We start from the raw sequence: 25,535 nt of genomic DNA, 5'->3' as shown, positions 1-25,535 counted from the left end.
GATATTCTGATTTCTCAAGAATATTAATTATTCTGACTTACCTTCATTATCTTTTTTCTCAGGAAACACAAAGCTTGCAATAATTCCCAGAGCAAGAACCCCCAGCACAACAAATAGGCTAGTTGTCGCGGAAATACTGTATCCATGCTGCCAAATGTGGTCTGTTGCATTGAGACCCAGTTTTACGGCAATAAAGAACAGTAACACAATAACCGCTTTTTCAAGGTAAACGAGATACTGTTTTAACGCTTCTAATACGAAGTAAAGCGTACGTAGGCCTAAGATTGCGAACATCATTGCACTATAGACAATCAGGGGTTCACGGCTTACAGCGATAATAGCGGGAACAGAGTCGAAAGCAAACATCACATCAGAAAGCTCTACAACAGCAACACACAACATAAGTGGGGTTGCATATAACGCAGCTTTTGTACCACGACCGATAGTGACATCTTTGTTTTCAGGTTTCGCTAATTCAACATCCACTTCTTTTTGTGTTAATAAGAAAGCGTGTCCTGTGATTTTTGGCCATATAGGGAAAAATCGTTTAACTAAGCGATAAGCAAGATGTTGTGAATAGTCTTCGATTTCTTCACTATCATCACCGCTTTTCAGCATCATAACTGCCGTCCAAGCAACGATTAAGGCAAATACTATCTCAACATATGGTCCTAAACTTAGCAGTCCTGTACCGATGGCAACAAAGATCCCACGGAAAACGATAGCACCGATAATACCCCAATAAAGAACGCGGTGGCGGAAGCGGTCTGGCACGGAAAACCAAGAGAAAATCGCCATCATGACAAACAAGTTATCAACGGAAAGTACTTTCTCTAGCGCATAACCCGTTACGAATAAGCTCGCAACTTCAGCACCATGGTGAATATAAAGGAATCCTGCGAATGCCATAGCAATAGCAATCCAGAATATAGACCAAAATATGGCATTCTTTAACGTTATCGGCTTATCAGCGCGATGCATGAATAAGTCGATAAAAATAGCGCCAATCGCAAGTACTACAAAGACAATGACAGTTTCTGTCGGAAAACCAATATGTGTGGATACCATAATAATTCCTGAACGGTTCCCTATCTTAAATTAATTACAAACCAAATTCTGCGGGCTCAAAGCCTAATGCAATGGCAATAGCACGCACAGCCTCTTTTTCATCATTGTCAAAATCACCATCACTTTTCGCAACAGCGATACCAACACGAATAGCTAATTGCGCAGCTTCTGGCTGATCTTTCATTGCCAGAATATACTTCATCGTTTCACCTTTACCGATTTCAGCGTCAAAGTCGAAACTTGTAATTAGCTTATTAAAGAATTCAATCACCTCTGAGGTATCAAATACTTTAAGTTCATCTGATGCCTTTAAAAAACCCAGCATCTTCTGTTTTTCTTCAGAACTCACTCCGTCACTGGCGATGGCAATACGCGCACAGACAGCCACAGTTCCTTGCATAAATTTTTTGTTTTTAAAGCGACCAACTTGCTTTGCTAACTCAGAACGGCCCGTATTAAAACCTTCTTTTAATTTATTGAAAAAACTCATGTTACTTTTCCTTATATCAATTTGATCACTTAGAACCCGCTGTCCAGCGAAATCCCCACCCGTAGGCATTATCCATATCACGGTGGCCTTTAAAAAACTCATTGAGACGTTCCACTTTTATTGAACCGTTCTCATTCACTAGCCGTGCAATCGCACACATACCACGACCATTGTTACCTTCAGTTAAACGAGTTTCAATAGGGGGTTGATCAGGAACATGAATGGTGACAACACCATCTGTTTTACTCCAATTCGGTACGCCCTCATAAATAAACGCGAAAATCAGCACTTGTTTTAGTGATTTCCACTCGCGTCCATTCACAAAGATCCATTCACCACCAGCAACATCGCCTGTTCTATCGTCACCTTGTAATTCAACATAAGGCGCGTGGTTAAAATCACCAAAGCCATTTCCTAATGCTTGAATAACAGACTTATAACCATCTTGTAGTTCAACAAAAGCACCAATATCTAAATCAATGCCTTTCTTACTACCAAATAATCCACCTAATAATCCTGAATTACTATTATTGCTTTCACGATGCCAATTAAGATTAATTCGAATTTTACCGAAATCATCTTTCTTCGTTAGGCTAATAGCTGGCTTCTCTTTTGTTAAAGAAACCTTACTTAAATTCACTGTATTAGGTGGTGGAGTTGGCGCGGGTTTAGGCATTGTAGGTGGCACAGGAGTGGGTTCAGGATCTGCAATATCAACACCAAAATGTTCAGCTAACGGTTTTAACCCCCCATTGAAACCTTGGGCGATAAAACGAAATTTCCAACTACCATTACGTCGATATAATTCGCCTAAAATTAATGCTGCTTCTGAGCGACCATTAATTTCAACATTTCCATTTGCTACCACTTCGTTATTCGCATCAACCTGAATGGATAACCGTTGCAAATTAGCGATAGTTTGCTGACCATCACAGGTTGCTGTAAACGCAATTTTTTCAACATCAGGACGTAAACGTGTTAAATCTACGGTAAAAGAAGTGCTATTTCCTGCTGTTGCATAAATAACCGTGCGATCATCACTCGCTGCTTGCCCATAAAACACCATATCGGCGTCGCCATTAACTTTGCCTGAGGCATAAAGTCTAAAAGCGGAGGCATCAACCGGTGCCCCTGATTGAACCCTAACAATAAGCGTTTGATTAGGAACAGGAACATTACCACCTGGTGTCATATTCATTAGCGTACCACCGTAGCCACGATATCGGGCATCATGTCGTTAATCACGCGACCTTTACAAGGGGCACCGAATGCAGTGAAATCCCACTGACCATGATTACGTTGTAAAGAAGCAATCACAATACCAGTATGAGAACCCTGTTCTGCTAAGGTATAACGCACTAATTCTTTATTTGTTGTTTTATCAACAACACGACAGAATGCATTTTCAACTTCATTAAATGTTTGTCCACGGAAACTGTTTACAGTGAAAACCAAGTATTCAACATTTGTTGGTAAACGGCCTAAATCAACGAAAATGGTTTCATCATCGCCATCACCGTCTCCTGTTAAGTTATCACCAGAATGAACTACTGACTGACAACTTGATTTTAATTTACGAAACCAAATGGTATCGATTTGATTGCCATTTGCGTCAAGTAAAACGCAACTTGCATCTAAATCAATAGAACCACCACCACCAAAAAGACCACCTAATAATCCTTTTTTCTTAATTGGATCCCAGCCCAAACCAAACATTAAATGGCTCAGTGTAGGTGCTTGTTTACTGAGAGAAACTGTTTGATTCTTGCTTAATGAAACCATAATTAAATTCCTTCAGAGGTAGAGTGAAACAATAATGCCATTTGTGATTAAATCCATATTGTGAAAATCATCATATCATGATGAAGTACATGAGCAAGACTATTTTCACCATCCAAAATTAAAGTTTTGTCAACATATTGATATTAAAAATATTTTTATAAAAAATAAATTATAAAATACAAAAAAAACATAATAATAACGTTATTGGTTAGTCTAATTTAAGCTAAAATCAAATAAATCATATTATGATTGACACAGTTCTTTGAAATCTTCATGATTATAGGACTTGAACTCTACACTTTTATTTCACGGTATACAGCGTAATGAACAATACGATTTGGTTTATGGAAGGTTTATCATCACAACGCGATATAATTCAAAGTGTTAAAGACTTTGCAAAACAGCAACAACAAGATATTGTCGTGCTTGCTTCTCATCGCCATACTCGAAATGAGATTTTATCGCTTGCTGATGGTGCTTTTTATGAGCCTCAAGATGAGTCATTACGTTTAAACTTTATTGCCGATATCGTCAAAAAGTATCAAGTTCGCGTTATTCATACAGGCCGTAATAGCGCATGGTTTGAATCTCATCGTCATGAAATTGAATCATTTGGGGTAAAATTAACCACAGGTGCAACTGAACTGAAACAGCTTCAGTTAGCGGATGATAAAGTCGCATTTGCACAAGCTATGGAACAATGCGGTCTTCCTGTTGTGCCTTCTATTTACATTGATTCAATCATTGAATTAGAAAAACAAATTAAAAATCCACCTTTTGGTGAGATCCCTTTATGCATTAAGCCAGTAAAAGGCATTTATGGAATGGGTTTTTGGCGCTTTGATAATCAAGTTTCGCCTATGGCACTGTTTAATCACCCAGAAAATCGCCAAGTTAATCCACAACAATATGTTGATGCATTAAAAGCAGTTGAACACTTTGAGCCATTAGTGCTCATGCCTTATTTACCTGGCCCAGAATACTCTGTTGATATGGTTGTTGAACAAGGCAATGTCATTGCTGGCGTCGCTCGTCGTAAAGAGGGAGCAATCCAGCATCTAGAAACTTCAGGTGAAGCCTATCAATTAGGCAAAGCCTGCGCCACAGCCATGAAAGCAGATGGTCTTGTTAATGTGCAAACTCGAAATAACCATCAAGGCCGTCCATTATTACTTGAAATTAATATGCGCCCTTCGGGTGGCATTGGTTATACCAAACATTGCGGTATCCACCTTGCTGGTATTTTTGCTTTACGCCAATTGGGATTGATGAGTATTGAAGAAGCTCAAGCTCAAAATAGCCATTTTGCACCAACAAAAATACGCTCAATCACCGATTCTATTGTTTTCAATTCAGCGTTAACAAACTTAATCAGTACGGATAATAATTAATAATGAAAAATAGCATGAGTGACTCTTTAGTTTATCGTCGCCAACTTAGTTGTGGCACATTGAGCGTGACACCAAATTGCCCTATTGAGTTACTTGATGAATTATTTGATATTGCAGAAAGACGCAATCCTAAGCGTGCATTTTTATTTGTCAGTAAGGTATTAGGTCGTCATATTCCAGTTTCACCGAAAAAAATGCGTGAAACCTACCAAAAACTTGCCAAGCAATTTCCACCTTCACTCGAAGGCCCTATTTTGTTTATTGGTATGGCAGAAACCGCCGTAGGTTTAGGAGCTGGTATTTTTGATGAGGTGAGAAGCCGCTATCAACAAGCGATTTATTTAACATCAACACGTCATCCTGTTGATCAAGGTGAATTGCTATGTGAGTTTAAAGAAAATCACAGCCATGCGACCGATCACTTACTCTATTTGCCTAAAACAGCAGAGCAACGCCAGTGGGTACAACAAGCAAGAACTGTTGTATTAATTGATGATGAAGCCACTACGGGTAATACCTTTATTAACCTGCTTTCAGCACTACGTGAAGAAGGTGGATTAACGCATATTCAGCAGGTTATCGCTGTAACCTTAACTGATTGGAGTGGTGATTCTATTGCTGAGCGCTCCCCATTACCGATTAAGACTCTCTCTTTAGTTCAAGGTGAATGGCTATGGGACGCCGATCCAAACGCGCCTTTACCTGTTATGCCTAATGTTAATATTACTGCATCAGGGCAAGTTGCGATCACTGGTAAACAGAGCTGGGGTCGATTAGGGATGACAACGCCGGCAAGTGATCTAGGCTTATCCATCAATGCTTCTTTGGGTGAAAAGATCCTTGTTTTAGGATCGGGAGAATTTGTCTGGGAACCGTTCTTACTTGCTGAACGTCTTGAAAAACAAGGTGCTATCGTAAAATATAGCTCGACAACCCGTTCACCTATTTCAACCAATTTTGCCATTCAATCAGCGATTACATTTACTGATAATTATGGTTTAGGTATTCCTAACTTCGTCTATAACGTGGCTCATCAACAATTTGATCGCATTTTGCTTTGTTGTGAAACACCAGCCGAAAGTATTGACCACCAACTGATTGAAGCCCTCAATAAAGTTGCCCCTATTATTGAGGTAATCAGTTATGACTAAGCCTGTTATTTTAACTGATCTCGACGACACCTTATTTCAAACACGTCGTAAAATGGTCGATGAGTTAGCGCTTGAACCCTATAAAACCGGGGCATTGGATAGAAGTTTAGAGCCTCGTAGCTTTATGACGCAAGAACAAGCCATGCTGGTAGATTGGATGCTAGAACATGCTGACTTAATTCCTGTTACTGCACGTGGTACAGAGGAAATAAGCCGAGTCACAATCCCTTTTCATTCATGGGCAATTACCACACATGGTGCTGTGGTATTAACCCCTGAAGGTATAGCTGATACCCAGTGGCAAAACCATATCACCCGAAGCTTAACGCCATATACACAACGTTTACTTACACTACAACAATCAATTACGCAATTAATGGCGGAACGACATATTGATGGCTGGGCACGAATTAACTATGAATATGGTGATTTGCCTATTTATTTAGTGATGAAGCATAACGATAGCACTCGACTAGAAGAGCTATACACCATAGGTGATGAGATAGAAAAAACATTCTCAACCGAAGGTTTTTATATTCATCGCAACAGTAACAATATTGCTTGGTTACCTGAGCCTATTGAGAAAGGCAAAGCTGTCACCTATTTGCTTAATAAATTAAAAGCAGAACGTGGCGTTTTTCCTGTTATTGGTTTAGGCGATAGCCTAAGTGATCATCGCTTTATGAAATTATGCAATTGGTATGGGCTTCCTCGCCAAAGCCAATTCGCTGATGCGATCAACACAAAAATTTTTGGAGAATAAACATGATGGATCATAAACCGTTTTCAGGATCTTATGTATCAGGTGATGTCGATTTTCTACTTCAACCCGTCAATATTGAAATGACGCCTGTTGAGTTAAAAGAAGAGCTAATACAATCAGGTAAACGCCACTATTCTGACATGCTAAGCCAAGAGCCAGAACCTACAACATGGCATCTTGATCTCTTTGAAAAAGCGCTAGAAACCGGTGCGACACGCTTAGCAACTGAAGTCATTATGCTGGCAAAATCCCTTATTGAACGCTTTGGTGATACCCCGATTATTCTGACAAGCCTTGTCCGTGCGGGTGTTCCTCTAGGTGTGATGTTGCAACAAACATTGCGCAAAATGGGGAAAACCTCTTATCACTATGGAATAAGCATTATTCGAGATAGAGGTATTGATAGCGAAGCACTTTCATGGATTGAACAACATCACGGCACAGAAGGAATTGTTTTTGTTGATGGTTGGACGGGAAAAGGTGCTATTACAGGTGAGTTAATTCGCTCATTAACTGGACGCGAAGGCTACCCCCCACAGCCACGCCTTGTCGTCCTTGCAGATCCTTGTGGTTGCGCATGGTTAAGTGCCAGTGATGAAGATTGGCTTATCCCCTTTGGGATCATGGGTGCTCCCGTTTCTGGATTAATTTCACGTTCAATTTGGACAGAAAAAGGTTTTCATGGTTTTGTCGATTGCCAACATTTAAAACAATATGAATGCAGTCAATATCTTGTTGATATTGTTGGAAAAAACATTGATTACTTGATTAAAAACGATATCCCACATGCCACATTTAAAGAACAACAATCAGATTTAAAAAAGCTGAGCGAAAACGTCGTTAGTTCACTTGCAAAAAAATATGATATTTCAAATATCAATCGTATAAAACCCGGTATTGCCGAAGCCACACGCGCTGTTTTACGCCGTGTACCTGACCATGTTCTTGTGAGAGAGATAACTGATCCTGATGTGGCATTACTGGTTTATCTTGCGCAAGAAAAAAATATTGCTGTTATTGAAGCAGGGCAAGCGCTTGGTCAATATCGTGCAGTGACTATCATTAAAAAGGTGAAATAATGATTGAACGATTATCCCCGTGGAATTTAGGGGCAACCCTTTATATGCCAGCAACTCGAACAGATATTGCGACAACAATTATCGATCAGAAAATTGAAGGCTTACGCTCTTTAATTATCTGTTTAGAAGATGCGGTTAGCGATGCTGATATTCCTGTTGCATTAGAAAATTTGGCTACGTTATTAACTAAGTTGGCAGAGCATAAAAAGAACCATGATTGTAGCCATTGGCCTTTGCTATTTATTCGCCCTCGCCACACGGAAATGGGTCAATGGATCACAGAAACGCTTGATGTCAGTGCTATTGACGGTCTTGTGCTACCTAAATTTACTCAAGCCTCTTTACCTATTTGGTGGAATATTATTGAGAATACGCATTTATGTATGATGCCAACTCTTGAAACCGAAGAGGTGTTTGATGTTATTCAAATGACAGAGCTTGCAAACCACCTACTGACTCACCCTTGTCATAACAGAATTATCGCGTTACGTATTGGCGGTAATGACTTAATGAATGTGATTTCGCTAAGACGTAATCGCCAATTAACACTTTATGATGGCCCAATGGGTTATGTCATAAAAATGCTAGTTGCTGTATTTGGTGCTCGTCAGTTTGCACTTACAGCCCCCGTTTGTGAGCATATTGATGATCACCATATTATGGATAAAGAGCTTGCTCTTGATATTGCCAATGGTCTTGTGGGTAAAACAGCGATACATCCAAAGCAAATTCACAAGATTGAACAAGCCCTCATGGTATCTCAATCAGATCACTCAGATGCTTTACGCATCTTAAATTCAACGCAAGCTGTCTTTAAATCACAAGGTGCGATGTGTGAACCTGCAACACATCGTCGCTGGGCATTGAGTATTTTAACCAGAGCTAAAATTTATGGCATTATTCCTAACCAACAAAATAATGCTCAACGTTTTAATGCAACATAAAATACTCTATAGCAGGTGATGAACTCAATAAGATAAAATAATTATCTTATCTTGATTTTGATTTATAAGTTTCTAGTTAAAACATGTTATCTTTAGCTAGAACTTATAAAAACAAAACCGACTTTTTATTTAAAAAGTCATTTTTTTCATTTGAAATATTATTTTATACTACATTTAATAGGACGCTTATTTTATTTATAATTTTAATGTTTCTGATACTTGTAAATAATGTATAAGAACAAGAATAATAAAATTTAAAGCTGAATATTTTAACACACGAATGACAGAATAAGTGGTAACTAAGCATGCAATTAAGCACTCGTCAGGTCAGAGTCTTTACACTGGCAATCCTTTTAAGCTCGGGAAAAAAGGTTCCAACCATTAAGATTATTTCTGCTCTTGAATGCTCGGAGCCAACGTTAACTCGCGTCTTAAAAGAGATAAGAGATTCTTATGACGCTGAAATAAAGTACAGTAAAGCGTCTCGAGCTTATCAAATGACCGAGCGTGGTCAACTTGATAATAAAGCATTACGCCGTATGCGTGAGGCACTATCAGCCAGTGAAGATCTTCGCCATAATGGAATGACAAGCCGAGTTTATCTCGATAAAGATAAGAAAAAATCGGTTTCACTTTCATTAAAAATGTCAGCATTACGCAAAATTGACAGATTATCTTATTTAAATAATTCCACACGCAGCGAAGCGGTTGAATTATTGGTTGACCATTATATTGAAAATTTAATTCAATCAACACTTGCTGAATTAGCTGAAAAAGAAAAAGAAAAAGATGGTTTAAAAAAATCATAATATATATTAATAAATAACTTGATACATTAGTATCAAGTTATTTATATAATCAACAAAGAATTAAATACATAAAATCACTTATTCAATAATAATATATTTAATAAATTGTAGCTTTACTTTTAATTATTTAAAAACCAAATTAACAAAAACATAATTAATTGAATTTACTTATTTTTTTATTTAATTACTTGATGTTATATAAATAAAGAGTATTTATACCTACTCTTTATTAGCTCTTCTTTTTACATCACTCCAATTAAGAGTAATCAATAAAAACATCTTTGATAATAAATGCCCGTCAACCACTCAAAATAAGGGTGAATATGGGTTAATTTCTCTTTTATTTTACTTTTTATGCGATCTTCTTTCAGATTAATAATATTGGACAATCATCACTGCGTTTTTTTCCTAATTTAATTAAACTAAGCATAATCTCAATTCAACACGTTCATCAGTCGGTTAGTATATTAACCGCTTATTCCTACCTCACTAACAGGATAAATGCATGAGAAGATTGCCAGTTTACCTTTTACTTGATACATCGGGTTCTATGTATGGCGAACCTATTGCAGCAGTAAAGAATGGCGTTGAAATGCTCTTATCAACATTACGCCAAGATCCTTACGCATTAGAAACCGCCTATATTTCTATCATCACCTTTAATTCAACCGCACAACAAATTGTTCCACTCACTGATTTAATTAACTTTAGCGTACCTGATTTAGTCGCAAGTGGAACTACGGCATTAGGTGAGGCACTCACATTAGTTTCTGATCGAATTGAAAATGAAGTGCAAAAAACAACTGCTGAAACTAAAGGTGATTGGCGCCCGCTTGTTTTTGTAATGACTGATGGCGCACCAACTGACGATTGGAAAAAAGGCGTTGAGAAATTTAAAGCTGCCCGTACTGGTGTTGTGATTGCCTGCGCAGCAGGACAATCTGCACAAACGGATGTACTAAAAAATATTACTGAGATTGTATTACGGCTAGATACGGCGGATTCTAACACGATAAAGTCATTCTTTAAGTGGGTTTCAGCCAGTATTTCTGTCGGTAGTCAAAAAGTCGATTTAACCAAGAAAGATATTAGTGATCTTGATGACTTACCACCACCTCCTCCTGAGGTTAACGTTGTACTTTAAATAAAAAAGGAATGAATATGTCAGTGAGTTTAAAAAAAGGACAAGGCGTTAGTTTAAAGAAAAATGAATATGACCTTTCCTCTGTCACTATCGGTTTAGGTTGGGATATTAACGAAGAGAAACGTGGATTTTTGGGCGGACTTTTTGGTAAGAAAAGTGAAGAATACGATTTAGACGTTATCGCCTTTTTATGTGGTGAAAACGGCAAGGTCAATGATCTGGGTAAAATTGAAGGCGGACAACCTTCTCTTGTTAATGGTGATATTATTTTCTTTAATAGCCTTAAACATAAATCTGGACAGATTTGGTTAACAGGTGATAACCGTACAGGCGCTGGTGATGGAGATGATGAACAGATCATCGCAAAATTAAATACCCTAGATCCTAAATTTACCAAAATCGTCTTTATTGTTCAGATTTACAATGGGCGTGAGCTACAACAACACTTTGGTAAAGTACAGAATGCCTTTATCCGCGCCGTTGATGCCAAAAATGTAGAAATGGCTCGTTTTGATTTATCAGGAGGCGAAGCCTTCAATAATCAACGCTCGATGTTATTTGCTGAATTAGTCAGAGAAGAAAATGGCTGGAAACTTAACGCTATTGGTGAGCCTTCAAGTTCAGATAGTTTTGTTTCTTACTTAAAGGACTTTACCTAATGAGAAGACTTCCTGTTTACCTACTTATTGATACATCAGGATCAATGAGAGGTGAATCTATTCATGCCGTTAACGTAGGAATACAAACAATGCTAAATGCATTGAGACAAGATCCCTACGCATTAGAAAGCGTACATATCTCTATTATCACTTATGATAATGAAGCACGTGAGTTTATTCCTTTAACGGCATTAGAAGATTTCCAGTTCACTGATATTACCGTTCCTAGCTCTGGTGGCACATTTACTGGTGCGGCTCTTGAATGTTTAATCAAGTGTGTTGATCGTGATATTAAACGCTCTGATGGTGATCAAAAAGGTGACTGGCGTCCGCTGGTCTTCTTAATGACAGATGGTACCCCTTCTGATACTTACGCTTATGGTGAAGCCATTAAAGAAGTGAAAAAACGCTCATTTGGTTCGATCATCGCCTGTGCAGTTGGTCCAAAAGCCAAACATGATCACCTTAAAGAGCTCACATCTCAAGTGGTAGCATTAGAAACATTAGACTCCAACGCCTTCTCAGGCTTTTTCAAATGGGTCTCTGCGAGTGTAGCATCCGGTAGTTCCAGTGCAGGCATTAATACTGATAAAGATACACTACCGCCACCGCCGCCTGAAATTCAGTTGGTACTGTGATCCACAAAAGCAAAGCGCTAAAACAGGCTTTGCTTTTATTTTATTTAGGCTTTGGTTTATCCATCACAAATATATAACAGCCACTATAAAGTGATAAGGTATAACAATGAGAAGGCTACCTATTTTCTTTGTTTTAGATTGCTCAGAATCGATGATAGGTGAAAACCTAAAAAAGATGAATGACGGTCTTACGACTATTATTAGCGATCTCAGACGAGATCCTCACGCTCTTGAAACTGCTTGGGTTTCTGTCATTGCCTTTGCTGGCGTTGCGAAAACCATTGTTCCACTCACTGAAGTTGTCTCTTTTTATCCCCCTCAGCTTCCTCTTGGTGGTGGCACATCACTAGGCAGTGCGTTACGAGAACTTACTCACCAAATTGATACTCAAGTTAGAAAAACCACGCTTGAGCAAAAAGGTGATTGGAAACCTGTTGTTTACCTCCTTACTGACGGCAGACCAACTGATGATTACGCACAAGAAATTAAACGCTGGAAAGCCCACTACGCTAATAAAGTTAACTTAATTGCGATTGGATTAGGCTTAAGTGCTGACTTACACGCGCTATCACAATTAACTGAAAATGTGCTGTTATTTACTGAAGCACAAGAAGGCGATTTCACCCGTTTTATAAAATGGATAACGATGTCGGTAGTTTCTCACAGTCGCAGTGTTGGCGAAGAAACACCTCCCCTTTTAAGCAAAACCGAACAAATTGTTCGCCTTGCCAAAGATGATGTAGCTCGTGCCTATGATGAATCTTGTGTCACATTTGTCGGCCGTTGTAGCCACACTCGATCGCCTTATTTAATGAAATATGAACGCCCACCAATGAAAGCCTCTGGGCTCGATTTTAATCTAAACCTTAATGGGTTTAATTTAACGGGCTGTTACACCTTAAACGAAGATTACTTTGCATGGAGCGATCTCAGCGCTACGGCATATCAAGTGAATACCAGTGAACTTCATGGCACTCCTGGTTGCCCCTATTGTGGCAATGCCACCGCCTTTGCTGTTTGTCAATGTGGAAAATTACTCTGTGTAAATGGTCCTGAAACAGTTATTTGCCCATGGTGTGATAACAGCATCACCTTTGGAAATAACAGCAATCAATCTGACTTTGATGTCACTCGAGGTAAAGGCTAATGGATAAAAAAGCCCTACTCACAAAACTGATTATTGATGATACGCTAACTTCACAACGCATTCCTGTACATGAAGAGCTGATTATTGCGTTATACGAAGACACAGAAATCGCTCAACATATTGATTTTATTATTGATAAAATAAAAGCAACAACGGCAAAAAAAATAACACCACAAGATAAAGTACAATCTATTCTTCTGTTATTGCCACCAGCCCGCAATTTAACCTCTGACGAAGCATCATTACCAAAAGAAAGCCCATTAAAACCGGGGCAAATCCCAACACACTCATCACCAATGCCAATAGAAAAACCGATTATTCACCGCCCTACAGCCAAAATTACCCTTTCTAATGCCAAAGTAGGTAGCGAATTTAATTCTTCGATTAATATTGAATTAGATACGCTTGATACTGCACAAATTGAGTCCGTGAATATTCAGGAAGATCTCGGCATAACCTTTGATGCCGAAAGTTGTTGCTTAGTTGGCACACCAACAAAAAGTGGTAATTTCACACTAACCATAAACTGGTCTGTAAATTCAGCGCATTACCACAATGATGTATTATTAATCATTAATCCAGATCCTCGTAGCTTATGGCAAATTAACGAACCTCCTGCAAATAGCCTTTATCCTAAAGCACATATTGATAGCAAACTTATTCTTAAAGACGACATTCGTATTGCAGGAGCAAGTCGTCGCGGTCGCTCTCATGAACATGCAGGTACATTTCGTGATGACGATTTTTACATTCATCACAATAGCCAAAGCCAATGGAATATTTTAATTGTCGCTGACGGTGCAGGTAGTGCTCGCTACTCTCGTGAAGGTTCACGCATTGTCACTAAAGTTGTCAGTGAATACCTTGAAGAACAATTGAACATTGAAAAAAATCCAGCATTAGCACCTTATCTCAACACCATTCACCAATGGGATGATGAGAGTGAGAAAAGGCAAGTAGGCAACTTTTTTTCTAAGCTATTTCACAATGCGTCACAGCTTGCGATTAATCACCTAAAAAATGAAGCCATTCGCATTAATGAACCCGTAAAATCATTTTCAACTACACTGTTAGCAACAGTGACTCTACGTATCAATGATGAGCTATTTGCAGCTGCCTTTTGGATGGGTGATGGTGCAATTGCAGCTTATGGACCAGCTGGAAAAGTCCGCGTTTTAGGTATTCCTGATAGCGGTGAATATGCAGGACAAACTCGTTTTCTTGATGATAATGCGCTTAATGATATTGAATTTAATCGACGTATTATTATTGGTAAATGGAGTGAGATCTCACACCTGATATTAATGACAGACGGTGTGTCTGATCCTAAGTTTGAAACAGATAACGGCTTACAAGATCCCAATAAATGGGCAGCGCTTATTGATGAAATATCGCCTTGTTTAGCCTCACCGGAAACCGCTGATCAAACACTGGCCGAATGGCTAAATTTCTTTTCAGCAGGCAATCACGATGACCGCACTCTAATTGTGGCTTGGTGATCATCAAAGAGAAAATAGGTGAGTTTCATGGCAGATATCATTACCTGTACAACGCAAAGTGGAAAAACAGTTCAGTACGTCAATGAAATTATTGGCTCTGGCTCAATGAAAGATGTCTATTTTTCCCCTGACAAAACCTATGTTGTTGCCTTTTATAAGACAAAACAAAACGCACAAGCCAAAGATAGGATAGATATGATAACAGGCTCTTATCGTCATAATATCTTTGAGCAAAGTGGTGGTGAATACTGGAAAAACCTTTTTTGCTGGCCAACTGATGTTGTTGAACATCAAGGCAAAATCGGTATTGTAGTGCCGACGTATCAATCCCACTTCTTCTTTAAATATGGCTCTAAAAACAACGATTTTCTTGCCATAAAAGGTCGTGAAAAAGAAGGTAAATGGTTTGCAAGCGCCAACAACCAAAATAAATTTCTCGATCCTAGGGAAAGAGGCAATTTATTAAATTATCTAAAAGTCTGTTTATTGCTCTCTCGTGCAGTACGCAGAATGCATGCAGCAGGCTTATGTCATAGCGATTTAAGCTATAAAAACGTCCTTATCGATCCTGAGCAAGGTCATGCATGTGTGATTGACATTGACGGTTTAGTAGTGCCTGGAAAATACCCACCTGATGTTGTCGGAACACCTGATTTTATTGCACCAGAAGTGGTAAAAACCAGCCATTTACCGAAAGAAGATCCTAACCGTATCTTGCCAAGTATCACGACTGATAGACACGCCCTTGCGGTATTAATCTATATGTATCTATTTTATCGCCATCCATTACGTGGCGGTAAAATTCACGATCTTGACGATGAAATGCGTGATGAAACTCTCTCTATGGGTGAAAAAGCGCTGTTTATTGAACACCCAACAGATCGTAGCAATGCGGTAAAACTTAATCAGATAAAACCGTCATCTCTACCTTGGGCTGATCCTGAAAAAATCCCATACACTATTATGGGGCCTTACCTGACGCCTCTTTTTGAAAGAGCCTTTATTTCAGGATTACACGAACCTTCACAACGACCTACCGCAGATGAATGGGAAACTGCTTTAGTCAAAACGGTAGATTTGGTTCAGCCTTGTCAGAATAAAGATTGTGAACAGCAATGGTATGTTTTTTCTGGAAAAACCCAGCCAGTTTGTCCTTATTGTCATACGCCATATAAAGGGCAATTACCGATTTTAAATCTCTATTCTTCACGTAAAGCTGGTAGTTTTAGACCTGATGATCACCGTTTAATGGTTTGGAGTAATCAATCACTCTTTCCTTGGCATGTGAATCGCCTTATTGCCCCCAATGAACGTACCACGGATGAACAAAAAAAACGCGTAGGTTATTTTGTTTATCACAATTCAACATGGTGGCTTGTTAATGAGCGTATTGATGGATTAATGGTATTGCCAGAGAAAAAACAGATAGCGATTGGTGATAAAATTGCCCTAACTGATGGATTGCAATTTGTATTATCAACAGAAGAAGGCGGGCGACTTGTTGTGGTGCAATTAGTCTCAAATTAATAAAGTAAGAGAATAATCCGTTTAATTTATCGCGGGTTATTCTCTTTTCTACCTTGTTAGCTTTATTTTTATTAATAGTATTATTCTTAAAGTTCTTTTTAAATCAACGTTTAAATTCCATTGTTAAATTTAAATCTTTTGCCGGTTTTCCTGACTCATAACGCCATTTTTCCATAGCATGAATAGTCGATAAACCAAAAACATCCACTAAAGGGGAATCTAACATCCTAATATTTTGTACATATCCATTTTCATCAATATCAAATTTAATATTTAACGTTCCCTCAATACCTTGATAATACGCTCTTACAGGATAATCAGGATATACTCGCAATAAATTCTTAGGGCGATTTTTAACCGTGAAATTTGACTTATCTATTTCATTCTGAGTTATTTTCTCTGGTTCATCGACTAATTTTGCTTTCAATAACAAATTAGATTGCGCATCCGGCTGTATTGATTGAGTAGCACATCCATTTAATAAAATGGTGCTACAAAGTAAACTTAAAATAGCTAATTTTATTTTCATTTCCCTTTCCCTTTCCCTTTCCCTTTCCCAAAATAAGATTAAATGCAATAAAACCTCTAATAATCATTTTTATTCTCAAACATAATATTTAATTAAGAAAAACTGTGCAATCTATCAATCTTTCACCTTTTATTTGATATCAACACAAAATCACATTTTCAGCATAAAACCCCTCAATGCTTCTCTAACGTTCAATATTGGATATCACGATCTCAGTTTATTAAGCCCCGTTATTTACAATACCCCACAGTGATAATTGGAGGCATGAATGAAAACTAAAAATAAAATCAATGTTCTAGAACTTATTTCGCCAGAGATGAAGCAAGTTATGCAATTTTATGCAGATAATCCACAACCTGCGCCAGACAATGAGGGCTATCCATCGATGCGCCTTGCTTATAATAAAGATAGGCGTTATTGGAATGCAGATGCACCAGAGATGTTTAGTATTCGAGATATTTCCGTTAACACGTCTTATGGCGAGGTATTAACACGTCTTTATCAACCCAAAGAAAAAACACCAGCCACACTCTATTATCTTCATGGTGGTGGTTTTATTTTAGGGAATTTAGATACCCACGATCGCATAATGCGACTGCTTGCCTGCTATACCCGTTGTACTGTGATTGGTATTGATTATTCACTGTCACCAGAAGCGCATTATCCACAAGCGATTGATGAATCAGCACAGGTTTGTCAGTATTATCATCAAAATGCAAAACACTATGGTATTAATACACAACATATTGGTTTTGCAGGTGATTCTGCGGGCGCTATGCTATCGCTGGCTACTGTATTATGGCTACGCGACAAACAAATTCACTGTGGTAATATCTGTGCCGCTTTGCTTTGGTATGGATTATATGGCTTACGCGATTCCACCAGCCGTCGGCTTTATGGGGGTGAATGGGATGGATTGCGCCAGCAAGATTTAGAAGAATATGACAATGCGTATTTAACCGCCCTTGGCAGTCGTGACGCACCTTATTATTGCTTATTTAATAACGACTTAACGCAAGATATTCCACCTTGCTTTATCGCCAGCGCACAATACGACCCACTTATAGATGATAGCGTGACACTATTTAAAACCTTAGAAGCGCATCAATTACCTTGTGAATATAAAATGTATTCCGGCACATTACATGCCTTTTTACATTATTCACGTATGATGAAAGTGGCAGATGACGCCATTCGAGATGGCGCTCACTATTTTGTAAAACAACTCGCTTTGTAAAACAATTGGCTTTATAAACAAGTAGCTTTTTAAAACTCAAGATTACGAAGAAACCGATAATCCGCAGACGCCTCTTTAAGTCGATACAGACTAGCGGGGCGCCCTCTTTCAGCCCGTTTTTCTCCTGTATCAATCAATAAATCCGCTTGTTCAATGCGTCGCCTAAATGATTTTTTCTGGATCTCTTTACCAATTAAAATTTCATGAACATGCTGTAACTCCGGCAAGGTAAACACTTCGGGTAATGCAAATCCGGGTACAATTGAATAAAGTGATTTTTGCTTTAAACGCTCTCTTGCTTGTGTAATTAATTCTTGATGATCAAAAGCTAAGCTTTGTTGTGTAACCTCATCAATCGGTAACCACATTACCGAATCCACGGTATCAATATGAGCCTCGCACGCTTGATGTGCCATTAACGCGGTATAGCAAACCGTTACTGACCAACCTCTAGCATCACGCTGATCATTTCCCACTGAACAGAGTTGCTCAATATAAGGGGGGATCACACCTGTTTTCTCTTTTAATTTTCTTAGCACCGTATCTTCAAGGCATTTATCTTGCACTTCATCGACAAATCCACCGGGTAAACCCCATTTTCCTTTTTCAGGATGTTCCCCTCTTTTCACTAACAACACTTTTAACTGCTCTTCATGATAAGTAAATAGTACAGCATCAACAGTGATCAGTGGCGATAGGAAATCACGGCGGTTATAACTGGCTAAAAAATCTTGTTCATTCATGGCGTAAACTTTATTAGGAAATGATAAGGCTATTTTAAGGTTAAACAGCAGAAAATCAAATTTTGTCATAAAGACACTAAATCAGTTGACATTAATAGTGTCTATAAGACACAATGCAGTTATTGTCATAAAGACACTTAATAAGGAAATACTATGTTTAACTTAAATTATTTTAAAGCTGACTCATCAACCTTCATCATTAAATCCGTTAATGGCAAAATCCGCCAACAAGGTAAAGGCTTGAGTTTTTGGTATAACTCAGCCACAACCTCCATTGCGGCCTTACCTTTAAATGCACAAGAAGCGCCATTTATTTTTAACTTTCAAACCGCAGACTTTCAGGGTTTACGCATCCAAGGACAAATTTCATTTCAGGTCAAAACTCCTGAAAAAGCGGCAGAAGTACTCAATTTTAACTTAAGTAAAAACGGCAAGTCTTATGCCTCTGAAGATCCACTCAAACTCAGTGATCGCGTTGTACGTATTGCACAAACCTTAATTCAAGCAAAGATCCAAAGTACCCCACTTAGAGAAGCGTTATTACTTAGCCAATCATTAGTGACCTTAGTGATGGAACAATTGATTGAACACTCATCATTAGAATCATTAGGCATTGCCATTTTAGATGTTTCTATTGCGGCAATCACTCCCTCACCAGAAACCTTAAAAGCGTTAGAAGCCGAGGCAAGAGAATCCTTGCTGAAAGAAGCCGATGATGCAATTTATGCGCGTCGTAAATTCTCAGTTGAACAAGAGCGCACCATTAAAGAGGCAGAATTAGAAACTGACTTATCCGTTCAACGTAAACGACAAGAAATTGAAGAGGCGCGTTTAGAAAATGAACGTACATTATTACGAGAACAAGCAGAAATTGAAAAAGAGCGCCTTGAAGCCAAAGTTAATGCTGAAGCAAAACGCAAAGAACTCGTCGCATTAAGTGCTGAAAATCAGCGAACACAATCAGAAGCTGATGCCTACGCCATCGAAGCCACCATGCGTGCTTACCGTGAATTACCAGTTGAAAACTTAAAAGCCATGGCGCTAGCAAAAATGGACTCGCAACAGTTAATGGCAATGGCATTTGAAACCTTAGCGCTTAATTCAGGAAAAATAGGCGAACTAAATATTACTCCTGACTTATTTAGCCAATTTATGAAAAAAGGCGGTAAATAATGCAACGTAACAACGATTTTCGCTTCGTGTTAGTAATGAGAAAAAGCCGTTTACAGGAATTGATCGAGCGCTTTAATACTTGGTCACAAGCCAAGTTTTATTTAGAACACAACAATGTTGAGGTAAAGGATTACCTCAATGAACACAATCTATATCAAAAACAATTAACAGAAGCGGAATTAATTTTAAAATCACTAGGACGCTTTCAGCTATTAGAACGAAATTTATTACCTAGTTATCAATTTTCACCCCACGATATTGTGGTGGTGATTGGCCAAGACGGGCTTGTAGCTAATACACTGAAATATCTCAACGGGCAGCCTATCATTGCAATAAACCCTGATCCATCAAGATGGGATGGTAAATTATTACCCTTTGAAATAGGGCAATTAAAAGAGACGGTGATTAATACCATTAATAAAAAAATGCCATTTAAAACAGTCACTTTCGCACAAGCGACAACTAATGATGGTCAATCACTATTAGCTGTTAATGACTTATTTATTGGCCCTAAAAGTCACACCTCTGCACGGTATATTTTGCAATGGAGTGGCGCTCAAGAAGCACAATCCTCATCAGGCATCATTGTATCTACAGGATTGGGATCAACGGGGTGGTTTCAATCCATTCTTGCAGGTGCAATGGCAATAACTGGAGAAGCTTCGCACCCTCTGTTACAAGGTTTTGACTGGGGTGTTCGAAAGCTACAATTTAGTGTCAGAGAGCCATTTCCTAGCAGAACAACAGGTGTCGCATTAACTTTTGGCACTATTGAGCCTGACTCACCGTTACAATTAGAATCTTTGATGCCAGAAAATGGGGTTATTTTTTCTGATGGCATCGAAGATGATTATTTACAGTTTAATGCAGGCTGCATAGCACATATTGGTATCGCTGATATACAAGGACAATTAATTAGCCAAAAAGGACGTCAGCGGATTTAGATTTATTGAGCGTTGCTTAACACGGTTTCAAGTCCTGAAATCATTACATCAAGGACAAATAAAAACGCAGCATCACCATTATCACTGTCCATAATAGCAACAGCCTGAGTTAATAATGGCGGATAGTGAATAGCATTGAGCTCTGTTTTTTCACGCTCTTTTTGGCTTTCTTGATGCTCTTGAGTTTCAAGAACTGAACCTAATGTAAAATGTGCAATAGAACTCAACGCATACACGGCTTGAGATAAACTAAATCCAGCATCACATAAAAACTGTAATTGCTGTTCTGATGTTTCAAATTGGCTTTCAGACGGACGAGTTCCTGCATGAATTTTGCCACCATCTCGATACATTAATAAGGCTTGGCGAAAGCTTTTCGCGTTATTTCGCAAAAAATCCTGCCATGTTTCATTAGGTAATGGCAAAACATGATGATGATGTTTTTGCAAAATAGTTTCTGCTAATGCATCTAACAACGCACGTTTATTCTTTACATGCCAATACAATGTGGGTTGCTCTACTCCTATTTTTTGCGCTAATTTGCGCGTTGTTAGGCCTTCGATTCCCACCTCATTAAGTAAAATCAATGCATTATCAATAACTTGTTCTTTATCTAGCTTTGCCATTATCTACCTCAAAATAAAATAGCCTTGACAATCTATCACTGATAGAGATATTTTACACCCACTCTATCACTGATAGATTTTTTAGGATCTCAATGAATAAATCAATAATTATTATACTGCTGATCACCGCATTAGATGCCATTGGCATTGGGCTTATCATGCCAGTACTCCCTACGCTATTAAATGAATTTGTCAGTGAAAATTCACTTGCAACTCATTACGGTGTGCTATTAGCGCTCTATGCTACCATGCAGGTTATTTTTTCACCTATTTTAGGACGACTGTCTGATAAATACGGCAGAAAACCTATCTTGCTATTCTCCCTTTTAGGTGCAGCGTTCGATTACCTCTTAATGGCATTCTCAACGACTCTTTGGATGCTCTACATTGGGCGTATTATTGCAGGCATCACTGGTGCAACCGGTGCTGTATGTGCATCAGCCATGAGTGATGTGACTCCTACCAAAAATCGAACTCGCTATTTTGGTTTTTTAGGTGGTGCTTTCGGTGTTGGTCTTATTATTGGTCCAATGTTAGGAGGATTATTAGGTGAAATAACTACCCATACTCCATTTATATTTGCGGCTATTTCACACTCGATCTTATTGATACTCGCATTACTGTTTTTTTATGAAACACAAAAAAGAGAAACGCGAGTTACAAATACATGCACTCAAATATCATCAAACTCAATCACGGGATTTATTAAAAAAAGCCTCTATTTTTGGCTGGTAGCCTATTTTATCATCCAACTTATCGGTCAAATTCCTGCCACAATTTGGGTGTTATTTACACAACACCGTTTTGATTGGAATACGACATCGGTCGGTATGTCTTTGGCTGTTCTGGGTATATTACATATTTTCTTTCAAGCCGTTGTTGCTGGAAAATTAGCGCAGAAATGGGGCGAAAAAACCACCATTATGATCAGTATGTCTATTGATATGATGGGCTGTTTATTATTAGCGTGGGTTAACCAAGTATGGGTGATATTACCTGCATTAATCTGCTTGGCGGCAGGAGGAATGGGACAACCTGCTTTACAAGGCTATTTATCAAAATCTGTCGATAATAATGCACAAGGGAAACTGCAAGGCACACTTGTCAGTTTAACCAATATCACAGGGATTATTGGCCCACTCTTATTTGCCTTTATTTATAGCTATAGCATCGCTTATTGGGATGGTTTGTTATGGTTGATGGGAGCAATATTTTATACCTTGTTGCTTATCACTGCTTATTTTCACCAAAGAAAAGCAACACCTAAAACCGTTATCTCAGCACCTTAATACTAAAATAACAAACATCATTAATTTAGCTATTAACTTTATTAAAAAATGCTATTTTTAGTTAATAATCTATCTTCATTATAAATACTATAATTTGTATAGGATTGCATAATAGAATATTTTGATTACATAATTATCTTATGATGATTATTTTTAACTACACACACCAAGTAATTAAACAAATAATTTATTATTTTTTTACTTTCCATTTACATTATTTTATCGTTAAACCGATAAAAACAAAATAATGTTTTCATTAAATTTAGTTTTATTCAAATAAGAATTATTTGTAAAAACCATTATATATTGTCTTAGATCAATATAGACCAGTCTTTTTTAGATAGTTAATAAAAATAGTTCTAATTTTTTTATTCCTATTCTGTAATTTTTCGTATGAACAATCAAAACAAATCCAGAAAAGACACTTTTCATTTAATTATTTCTTAATAAATAAATACATCAGTATAAAAAAGTGTATAAATGTAAAAAAATGTTTTTTTATATAACACTAACGGAACATTAACATATAAAATTTCTTATCCAATCATCAAAAAAAACTCCCATTTAGAGTAAAAATACGCAGTTTTAGTTAAAATACGCTTATGAGTTGTTTTTTTAGCATAAAACCCTATAAGACTAATCCTATCCAATTTAATATTTTTATTCGTAAAATTGTCCTTAAATCAAGTTTGTAAATAAACAAATAATCAGAAAAGAATGAACACTCTGACTTTTAATTCATAACTTCTTTTGCATATGAATTAATAGATATCAAAGAAAATAAATATTCACAAACTTCAAAACATGTTTCATTAGAAAAATATGTTTTATTTAAAATGAGTATATTTAGAGTTTATTTTAAATAAGCATTTAACTAATAAACAATCAAATACCTAAATAACTGAATATAGTTGAAAGGCTTTCTGTTATTTAAAAACATTATGCTGTGAAAATAATCAATAAAGGATACTTCAATATGAAAAAACTGACATTAGCAGTTCTTGCAGTTGCTATTATGGGTGCAACGACTCTTGCTCAAGCTGATACTCGTAAAGCAAGTGCTGTTGCTTCATGGGATGCTAAAGCATACAAAGATACTAAAAGTATGTTAGTGGTTACACCATTAAAATCATTAACATTCAATTACGCTGAAGGTGTTAAAGCGTTTAATACTCAAGACGGTGCTTTTGACATCACTATCCAAGGTCAACAAGGTGCAACTGATTTTAAACTGACATCAAAAATCATCTCTGACAAATTAACGCGTGCATCTGACGATAGCGAATTAACTGTTGGTGTTAAATGGAACGGCACTGCATTAACTGACACTACAGAAACCACAATGGTTGATGTTAAAGCGGGTACAACGGCAGGTCTTGATTTCTTAGCACAAGATGGTGCTTACAACGGTAAAGATCGTGTAAGTGGCCAAAGCCAATTTGCCTTCAATATCGCTTCCGCAAAAGTTGCTGGTGCTGAAACTAAATTCTCTGAATTAGCAGATGGTTACTGGGATGGCGACGTTAAAGTTCAGTTTACTGCAACTTGGGAAGGCGACTTCACTGCTACACCATAGTCTATGATCCAAAAAATTGTCTTTTAATAATAAAGGATGAGCGAATTTTTCGCTCTTCCTTCTAGGATCCATGATGAAAAAAATAATATTAGCCTGTTTGAGTCCTTTAATTTTTTATAGCCAATTTGCAGCAGCCATTCATGTCGGTGCTATTACCGAAACTATGCCCTCTGACCAAACTATTCTTGCCAAAGAAATTGAAAATAATGTCGATCAGGCTCGTTTAGTCGGATTATCTATTGAGCGCATTTCATCACCGTTGGAAGATGGAAAAGTGCTCCCTTTAGTCAATAACGAGATTTTGATCTCACCAGCAAACCTAATTTTACCCGGTAAAACCAAAGAAAGTTTTAAAATTTTCTATAAAGGCCCTAGTGATAACCAAGAACGTTACTATCGCTTAGTCTGGCGTGACGATCCGGTGACTGAAACAGGATCAACGCAAAATGCAAAAGCCGCAACGGCAACGACGTCTGCCATGATAAGCACCATTTTAGTGGTTGCTCCTCGCCAAGAAAAATTTGATTACCAATTTGATAAAGAAGCCCGCGTCGTGTTTAACACGGGGAATAGTTCATTTCGCACTGTCGCCACCGGTGACTGTATGCCAGATGCTGTGACAAAAAATGAAAATAACCGCTGTAGTGAACGCTACTACGTTATGCCAGGTCTTGGCGTCAAGTTAAAACAAGTCGATGTTCAAAGTAAAAAAGCAACTGTCGGCATTTGGCATAACGACGATTTTATTATTGTAAATTAATTTTTAATTTCATAAGGATCTATTGTGCGTAAATCTGTGGTGGCACTAGGCATTGCTATGTTCCTATTGTCCGAGAATACATATAGCCAACCCGCCAATTTAAAGATAGGCAACTATATTATTCCTAGTGTCTTTGCCACAGCATTAGAAGAAGGTATGACGATCCCAGTCTATTTACGTTACAATCTTTCCGAACAATCCGTTTTAGAAGAGCAAAGCCGTAATAAAATTGCAGATGCGTTGGTAGTGCTTAAAGATAATAAAATTACCATTAACTCCGTGACTCCCACACTTGATGAAGGTGAAACACAAACGGCTTCTATCAATGAACAGCTCGTTCAATCATTAAACGAACTTAAAGATAAGCCTTTTGATCAAAATAACAAGATAACGCTTTCCCCGGATGCGACACTTAATTTTGATTTAAGTACCTTTATCATGTCGTTAGATGTTAATGAGGCGGGTCTTGCCACACAAGTCAAAGCACGTTCGGAAATGTTAGGAAAATCAACTGTTGATAATCTTTCCTCCGTCACCACCTATGATTTAGGTGTCTATAACAATCAA

24 protein-coding genes and 3 pseudogenes are annotated in these 25,535 nt (G+C 37.8%); 20 read left to right on the top strand and 7 right to left on the bottom strand.

The features are described from left to right. Positions 1-27: 27 nt before the first annotated feature. From ABN080_RS16440 to ABN080_RS16425, 4 genes are read right to left on the bottom strand one after another with little or no spacing between them, the layout of a single operon-like run. Positions 28-1,068, bottom strand: coding sequence for a TerC/Alx family metal homeostasis membrane protein (locus ABN080_RS16440; protein WP_072070084.1), 1,041 nt, complete (start codon positions 1,066-1,068; stop codon positions 28-30). Between the two features lie 34 nt (positions 1,069-1,102). Beyond that, positions 1,103-1,558 (bottom strand): tellurite resistance TerB family protein, encoded by a 456-nt coding sequence (locus ABN080_RS16435; protein ID WP_072070085.1) that lies wholly within the window; start codon positions 1,556-1,558, stop codon positions 1,103-1,105. A gap of 25 nt (positions 1,559-1,583) precedes the next feature. Further along, the gene (locus ABN080_RS16430; protein ID WP_349441538.1) at positions 1,584-2,756 is read right to left on the bottom strand and encodes a TerD family protein; all 1,173 of its coding nucleotides are present in this window, start codon (positions 2,754-2,756) and stop codon (positions 1,584-1,586) included. After that, a complete protein-coding gene (locus ABN080_RS16425; protein ID WP_072070087.1) occupies positions 2,756-3,340 on the bottom strand; it encodes a TerD family protein in 585 nt (194 codons plus the stop codon). The genes ABN080_RS16430 and ABN080_RS16425 overlap by 1 nt, the downstream gene beginning before the upstream one ends. A gap of 323 nt (positions 3,341-3,663) precedes the next feature. Here ABN080_RS16425 and ABN080_RS16420 point away from each other — a divergent pair, with 323 nt between their 5' ends. The 13 genes and pseudogenes from ABN080_RS16420 (at position 3,664) to ABN080_RS16365 (ending at position 16,091) form a co-directional block, all read left to right on the top strand. Further along, positions 3,664-4,731, top strand: coding sequence for an ATP-grasp domain-containing protein (locus tag ABN080_RS16420; RefSeq protein WP_349441537.1), 1,068 nt, complete (start codon positions 3,664-3,666; stop codon positions 4,729-4,731). Positions 4,732-4,745: 14 nt separating this feature from the next. After that, positions 4,746-5,882 carry a phosphoribosyltransferase domain-containing protein gene (locus ABN080_RS16415; RefSeq protein WP_349441536.1) on the top strand — a complete coding sequence of 379 codons (1,137 nt, stop codon included), beginning with the start codon at positions 4,746-4,748 and terminating at the stop codon, positions 5,880-5,882. Next, positions 5,875-6,645 (top strand): HAD family hydrolase, encoded by a 771-nt coding sequence (locus tag ABN080_RS16410; protein ID WP_349441535.1) that lies wholly within the window; start codon positions 5,875-5,877, stop codon positions 6,643-6,645. Before ABN080_RS16415 ends, ABN080_RS16410 begins: the two co-directional genes overlap by 8 nt. Positions 6,646-6,647: 2 nt before the next feature. Further along, a pseudogene (locus ABN080_RS16405) lies at positions 6,648-7,392 on the top strand (cysteine protease StiP domain-containing protein); the annotation flags it as partial. A gap of 125 nt (positions 7,393-7,517) precedes the next feature. After that, positions 7,518-7,724, top strand: a pseudogene (locus tag ABN080_RS18280) (RNA-binding protein); the annotation flags it as partial. After that, positions 7,724-8,668 carry an HpcH/HpaI aldolase/citrate lyase family protein gene (locus tag ABN080_RS16400; protein WP_349439651.1) on the top strand — a complete coding sequence of 315 codons (945 nt, stop codon included), beginning with the start codon at positions 7,724-7,726 and terminating at the stop codon, positions 8,666-8,668. The pseudogene ABN080_RS18280 and the gene ABN080_RS16400, both read left to right, overlap by 1 nt. Before the next feature lie 305 nt (positions 8,669-8,973). After that, positions 8,974-9,477 (top strand): tellurium resistance protein TerW, encoded by a 504-nt coding sequence (locus ABN080_RS16395; RefSeq protein ID WP_349441533.1) that lies wholly within the window; start codon positions 8,974-8,976, stop codon positions 9,475-9,477. A 505-nt stretch (positions 9,478-9,982) separates the two neighbouring features. After that, entirely contained in the window at positions 9,983-10,621 is a 639-nt protein-coding gene (locus ABN080_RS16390) for a vWA domain-containing protein (RefSeq protein ID WP_072068976.1), read from the top strand. A 17-nt stretch (positions 10,622-10,638) separates the two neighbouring features. After that, on the top strand, positions 10,639-11,280 hold the full coding sequence (locus ABN080_RS16385; RefSeq protein WP_196554824.1) for a TerD family protein: 642 nt from the start codon (positions 10,639-10,641) through the stop codon (positions 11,278-11,280). Further along, the gene (locus ABN080_RS16380; protein ID WP_196554825.1) at positions 11,280-11,918 is read left to right on the top strand and encodes a vWA domain-containing protein; all 639 of its coding nucleotides are present in this window, start codon (positions 11,280-11,282) and stop codon (positions 11,916-11,918) included. Before ABN080_RS16385 ends, ABN080_RS16380 begins: the two co-directional genes overlap by 1 nt. Before the next feature lie 106 nt (positions 11,919-12,024). After that, positions 12,025-13,065, top strand: coding sequence for a TerY-C metal binding domain-containing protein (locus tag ABN080_RS16375; protein ID WP_072068978.1), 1,041 nt, complete (start codon positions 12,025-12,027; stop codon positions 13,063-13,065). Beyond that, entirely contained in the window at positions 13,065-14,564 is a 1,500-nt protein-coding gene (locus ABN080_RS16370) for a PP2C family serine/threonine-protein phosphatase (RefSeq protein ID WP_349441532.1), read from the top strand. The genes ABN080_RS16375 and ABN080_RS16370 overlap by 1 nt, the downstream gene beginning before the upstream one ends. Positions 14,565-14,591: 27 nt before the next feature. Continuing rightward, positions 14,592-16,091: a helix-hairpin-helix domain-containing protein gene (locus tag ABN080_RS16365; RefSeq protein WP_164526736.1), complete on the top strand. Its 1,500-nt coding sequence runs from the start codon at positions 14,592-14,594 to the stop codon at positions 16,089-16,091. Positions 16,092-16,194: 103 nt separating this feature from the next. Here the strand turns inward: ABN080_RS16365 and ABN080_RS16360 are convergent, their stop codons facing one another. After that, positions 16,195-16,620: a TonB family protein gene (locus tag ABN080_RS16360; RefSeq protein WP_349441531.1), complete on the bottom strand. Its 426-nt coding sequence runs from the start codon at positions 16,618-16,620 to the stop codon at positions 16,195-16,197. A gap of 268 nt (positions 16,621-16,888) precedes the next feature. Between ABN080_RS16360 and aes the strand changes: the two genes are divergently transcribed. Next, positions 16,889-17,857, top strand: a complete 969-nt coding sequence (aes, locus tag ABN080_RS16355; RefSeq protein WP_349441530.1) for an acetyl esterase — start codon at positions 16,889-16,891, stop codon at positions 17,855-17,857. Between the two features lie 29 nt (positions 17,858-17,886). Here aes and ABN080_RS16350 read toward each other — a convergent pair whose 3' ends face one another. Further along, on the bottom strand, positions 17,887-18,600 hold the full coding sequence (locus tag ABN080_RS16350; protein ID WP_196554866.1) for an NUDIX hydrolase: 714 nt from the start codon (positions 18,598-18,600) through the stop codon (positions 17,887-17,889). A 153-nt stretch (positions 18,601-18,753) separates the two neighbouring features. Here ABN080_RS16350 and ABN080_RS16345 point away from each other — a divergent pair, with 153 nt between their 5' ends. Together ABN080_RS16345 and ABN080_RS16340 are read left to right on the top strand one after the other, a co-directional pair. Continuing rightward, a complete protein-coding gene (locus ABN080_RS16345; protein ID WP_349441529.1) occupies positions 18,754-19,773 on the top strand; it encodes an SPFH domain-containing protein in 1,020 nt (339 codons plus the stop codon). Further along, a complete protein-coding gene (locus ABN080_RS16340; protein WP_349441528.1) occupies positions 19,773-20,717 on the top strand; it encodes a diacylglycerol kinase catalytic domain-containing protein in 945 nt (314 codons plus the stop codon). Before ABN080_RS16345 ends, ABN080_RS16340 begins: the two co-directional genes overlap by 1 nt. Positions 20,718-20,719: 2 nt before the next feature. Here the strand turns inward: ABN080_RS16340 and tetR(H) are convergent, their stop codons facing one another. Continuing rightward, entirely contained in the window at positions 20,720-21,343 is a 624-nt protein-coding gene (gene tetR(H) / locus ABN080_RS16335) for a tetracycline resistance transcriptional repressor TetR(H) (protein ID WP_349441527.1), read from the bottom strand. A gap of 92 nt (positions 21,344-21,435) precedes the next feature. Here tetR(H) and tet(H-J) point away from each other — a divergent pair, with 92 nt between their 5' ends. The 4 genes and pseudogenes from tet(H-J) to ABN080_RS16315 form a co-directional block, all read left to right on the top strand. Further along, positions 21,436-22,632: a Tet(H)/Tet(J) family tetracycline efflux MFS transporter gene (tet(H-J), locus tag ABN080_RS16330; protein WP_349441526.1), complete on the top strand. Its 1,197-nt coding sequence runs from the start codon at positions 21,436-21,438 to the stop codon at positions 22,630-22,632. A gap of 976 nt (positions 22,633-23,608) precedes the next feature. Beyond that, a complete protein-coding gene (gene ecpA, locus ABN080_RS16325; protein WP_196554830.1) occupies positions 23,609-24,208 on the top strand; it encodes a common pilus major fimbrillin subunit EcpA in 600 nt (199 codons plus the stop codon). 73 nt (positions 24,209-24,281) lie between these two features. Further along, positions 24,282-24,968, top strand: a complete 687-nt coding sequence (locus ABN080_RS16320; RefSeq protein ID WP_072068985.1) for an EcpB family pilus assembly chaperone — start codon at positions 24,282-24,284, stop codon at positions 24,966-24,968. A 24-nt stretch (positions 24,969-24,992) separates the two neighbouring features. Beyond that, positions 24,993-25,535: pseudogene (locus tag ABN080_RS16315) on the top strand (fimbrial biogenesis outer membrane usher protein); the annotation flags it as partial.

Origin of the sequence: Proteus sp. fly-1089 (assembly GCF_040138965.1) — a bacterium.
Lineage (GTDB): Bacteria > Pseudomonadota > Gammaproteobacteria > Enterobacterales > Enterobacteriaceae > Proteus > Proteus vulgaris_B.
The sequence above is the reverse complement of the archived record's forward strand: the minus strand, read 5'-3'. Positions and strand labels throughout refer to the sequence as shown.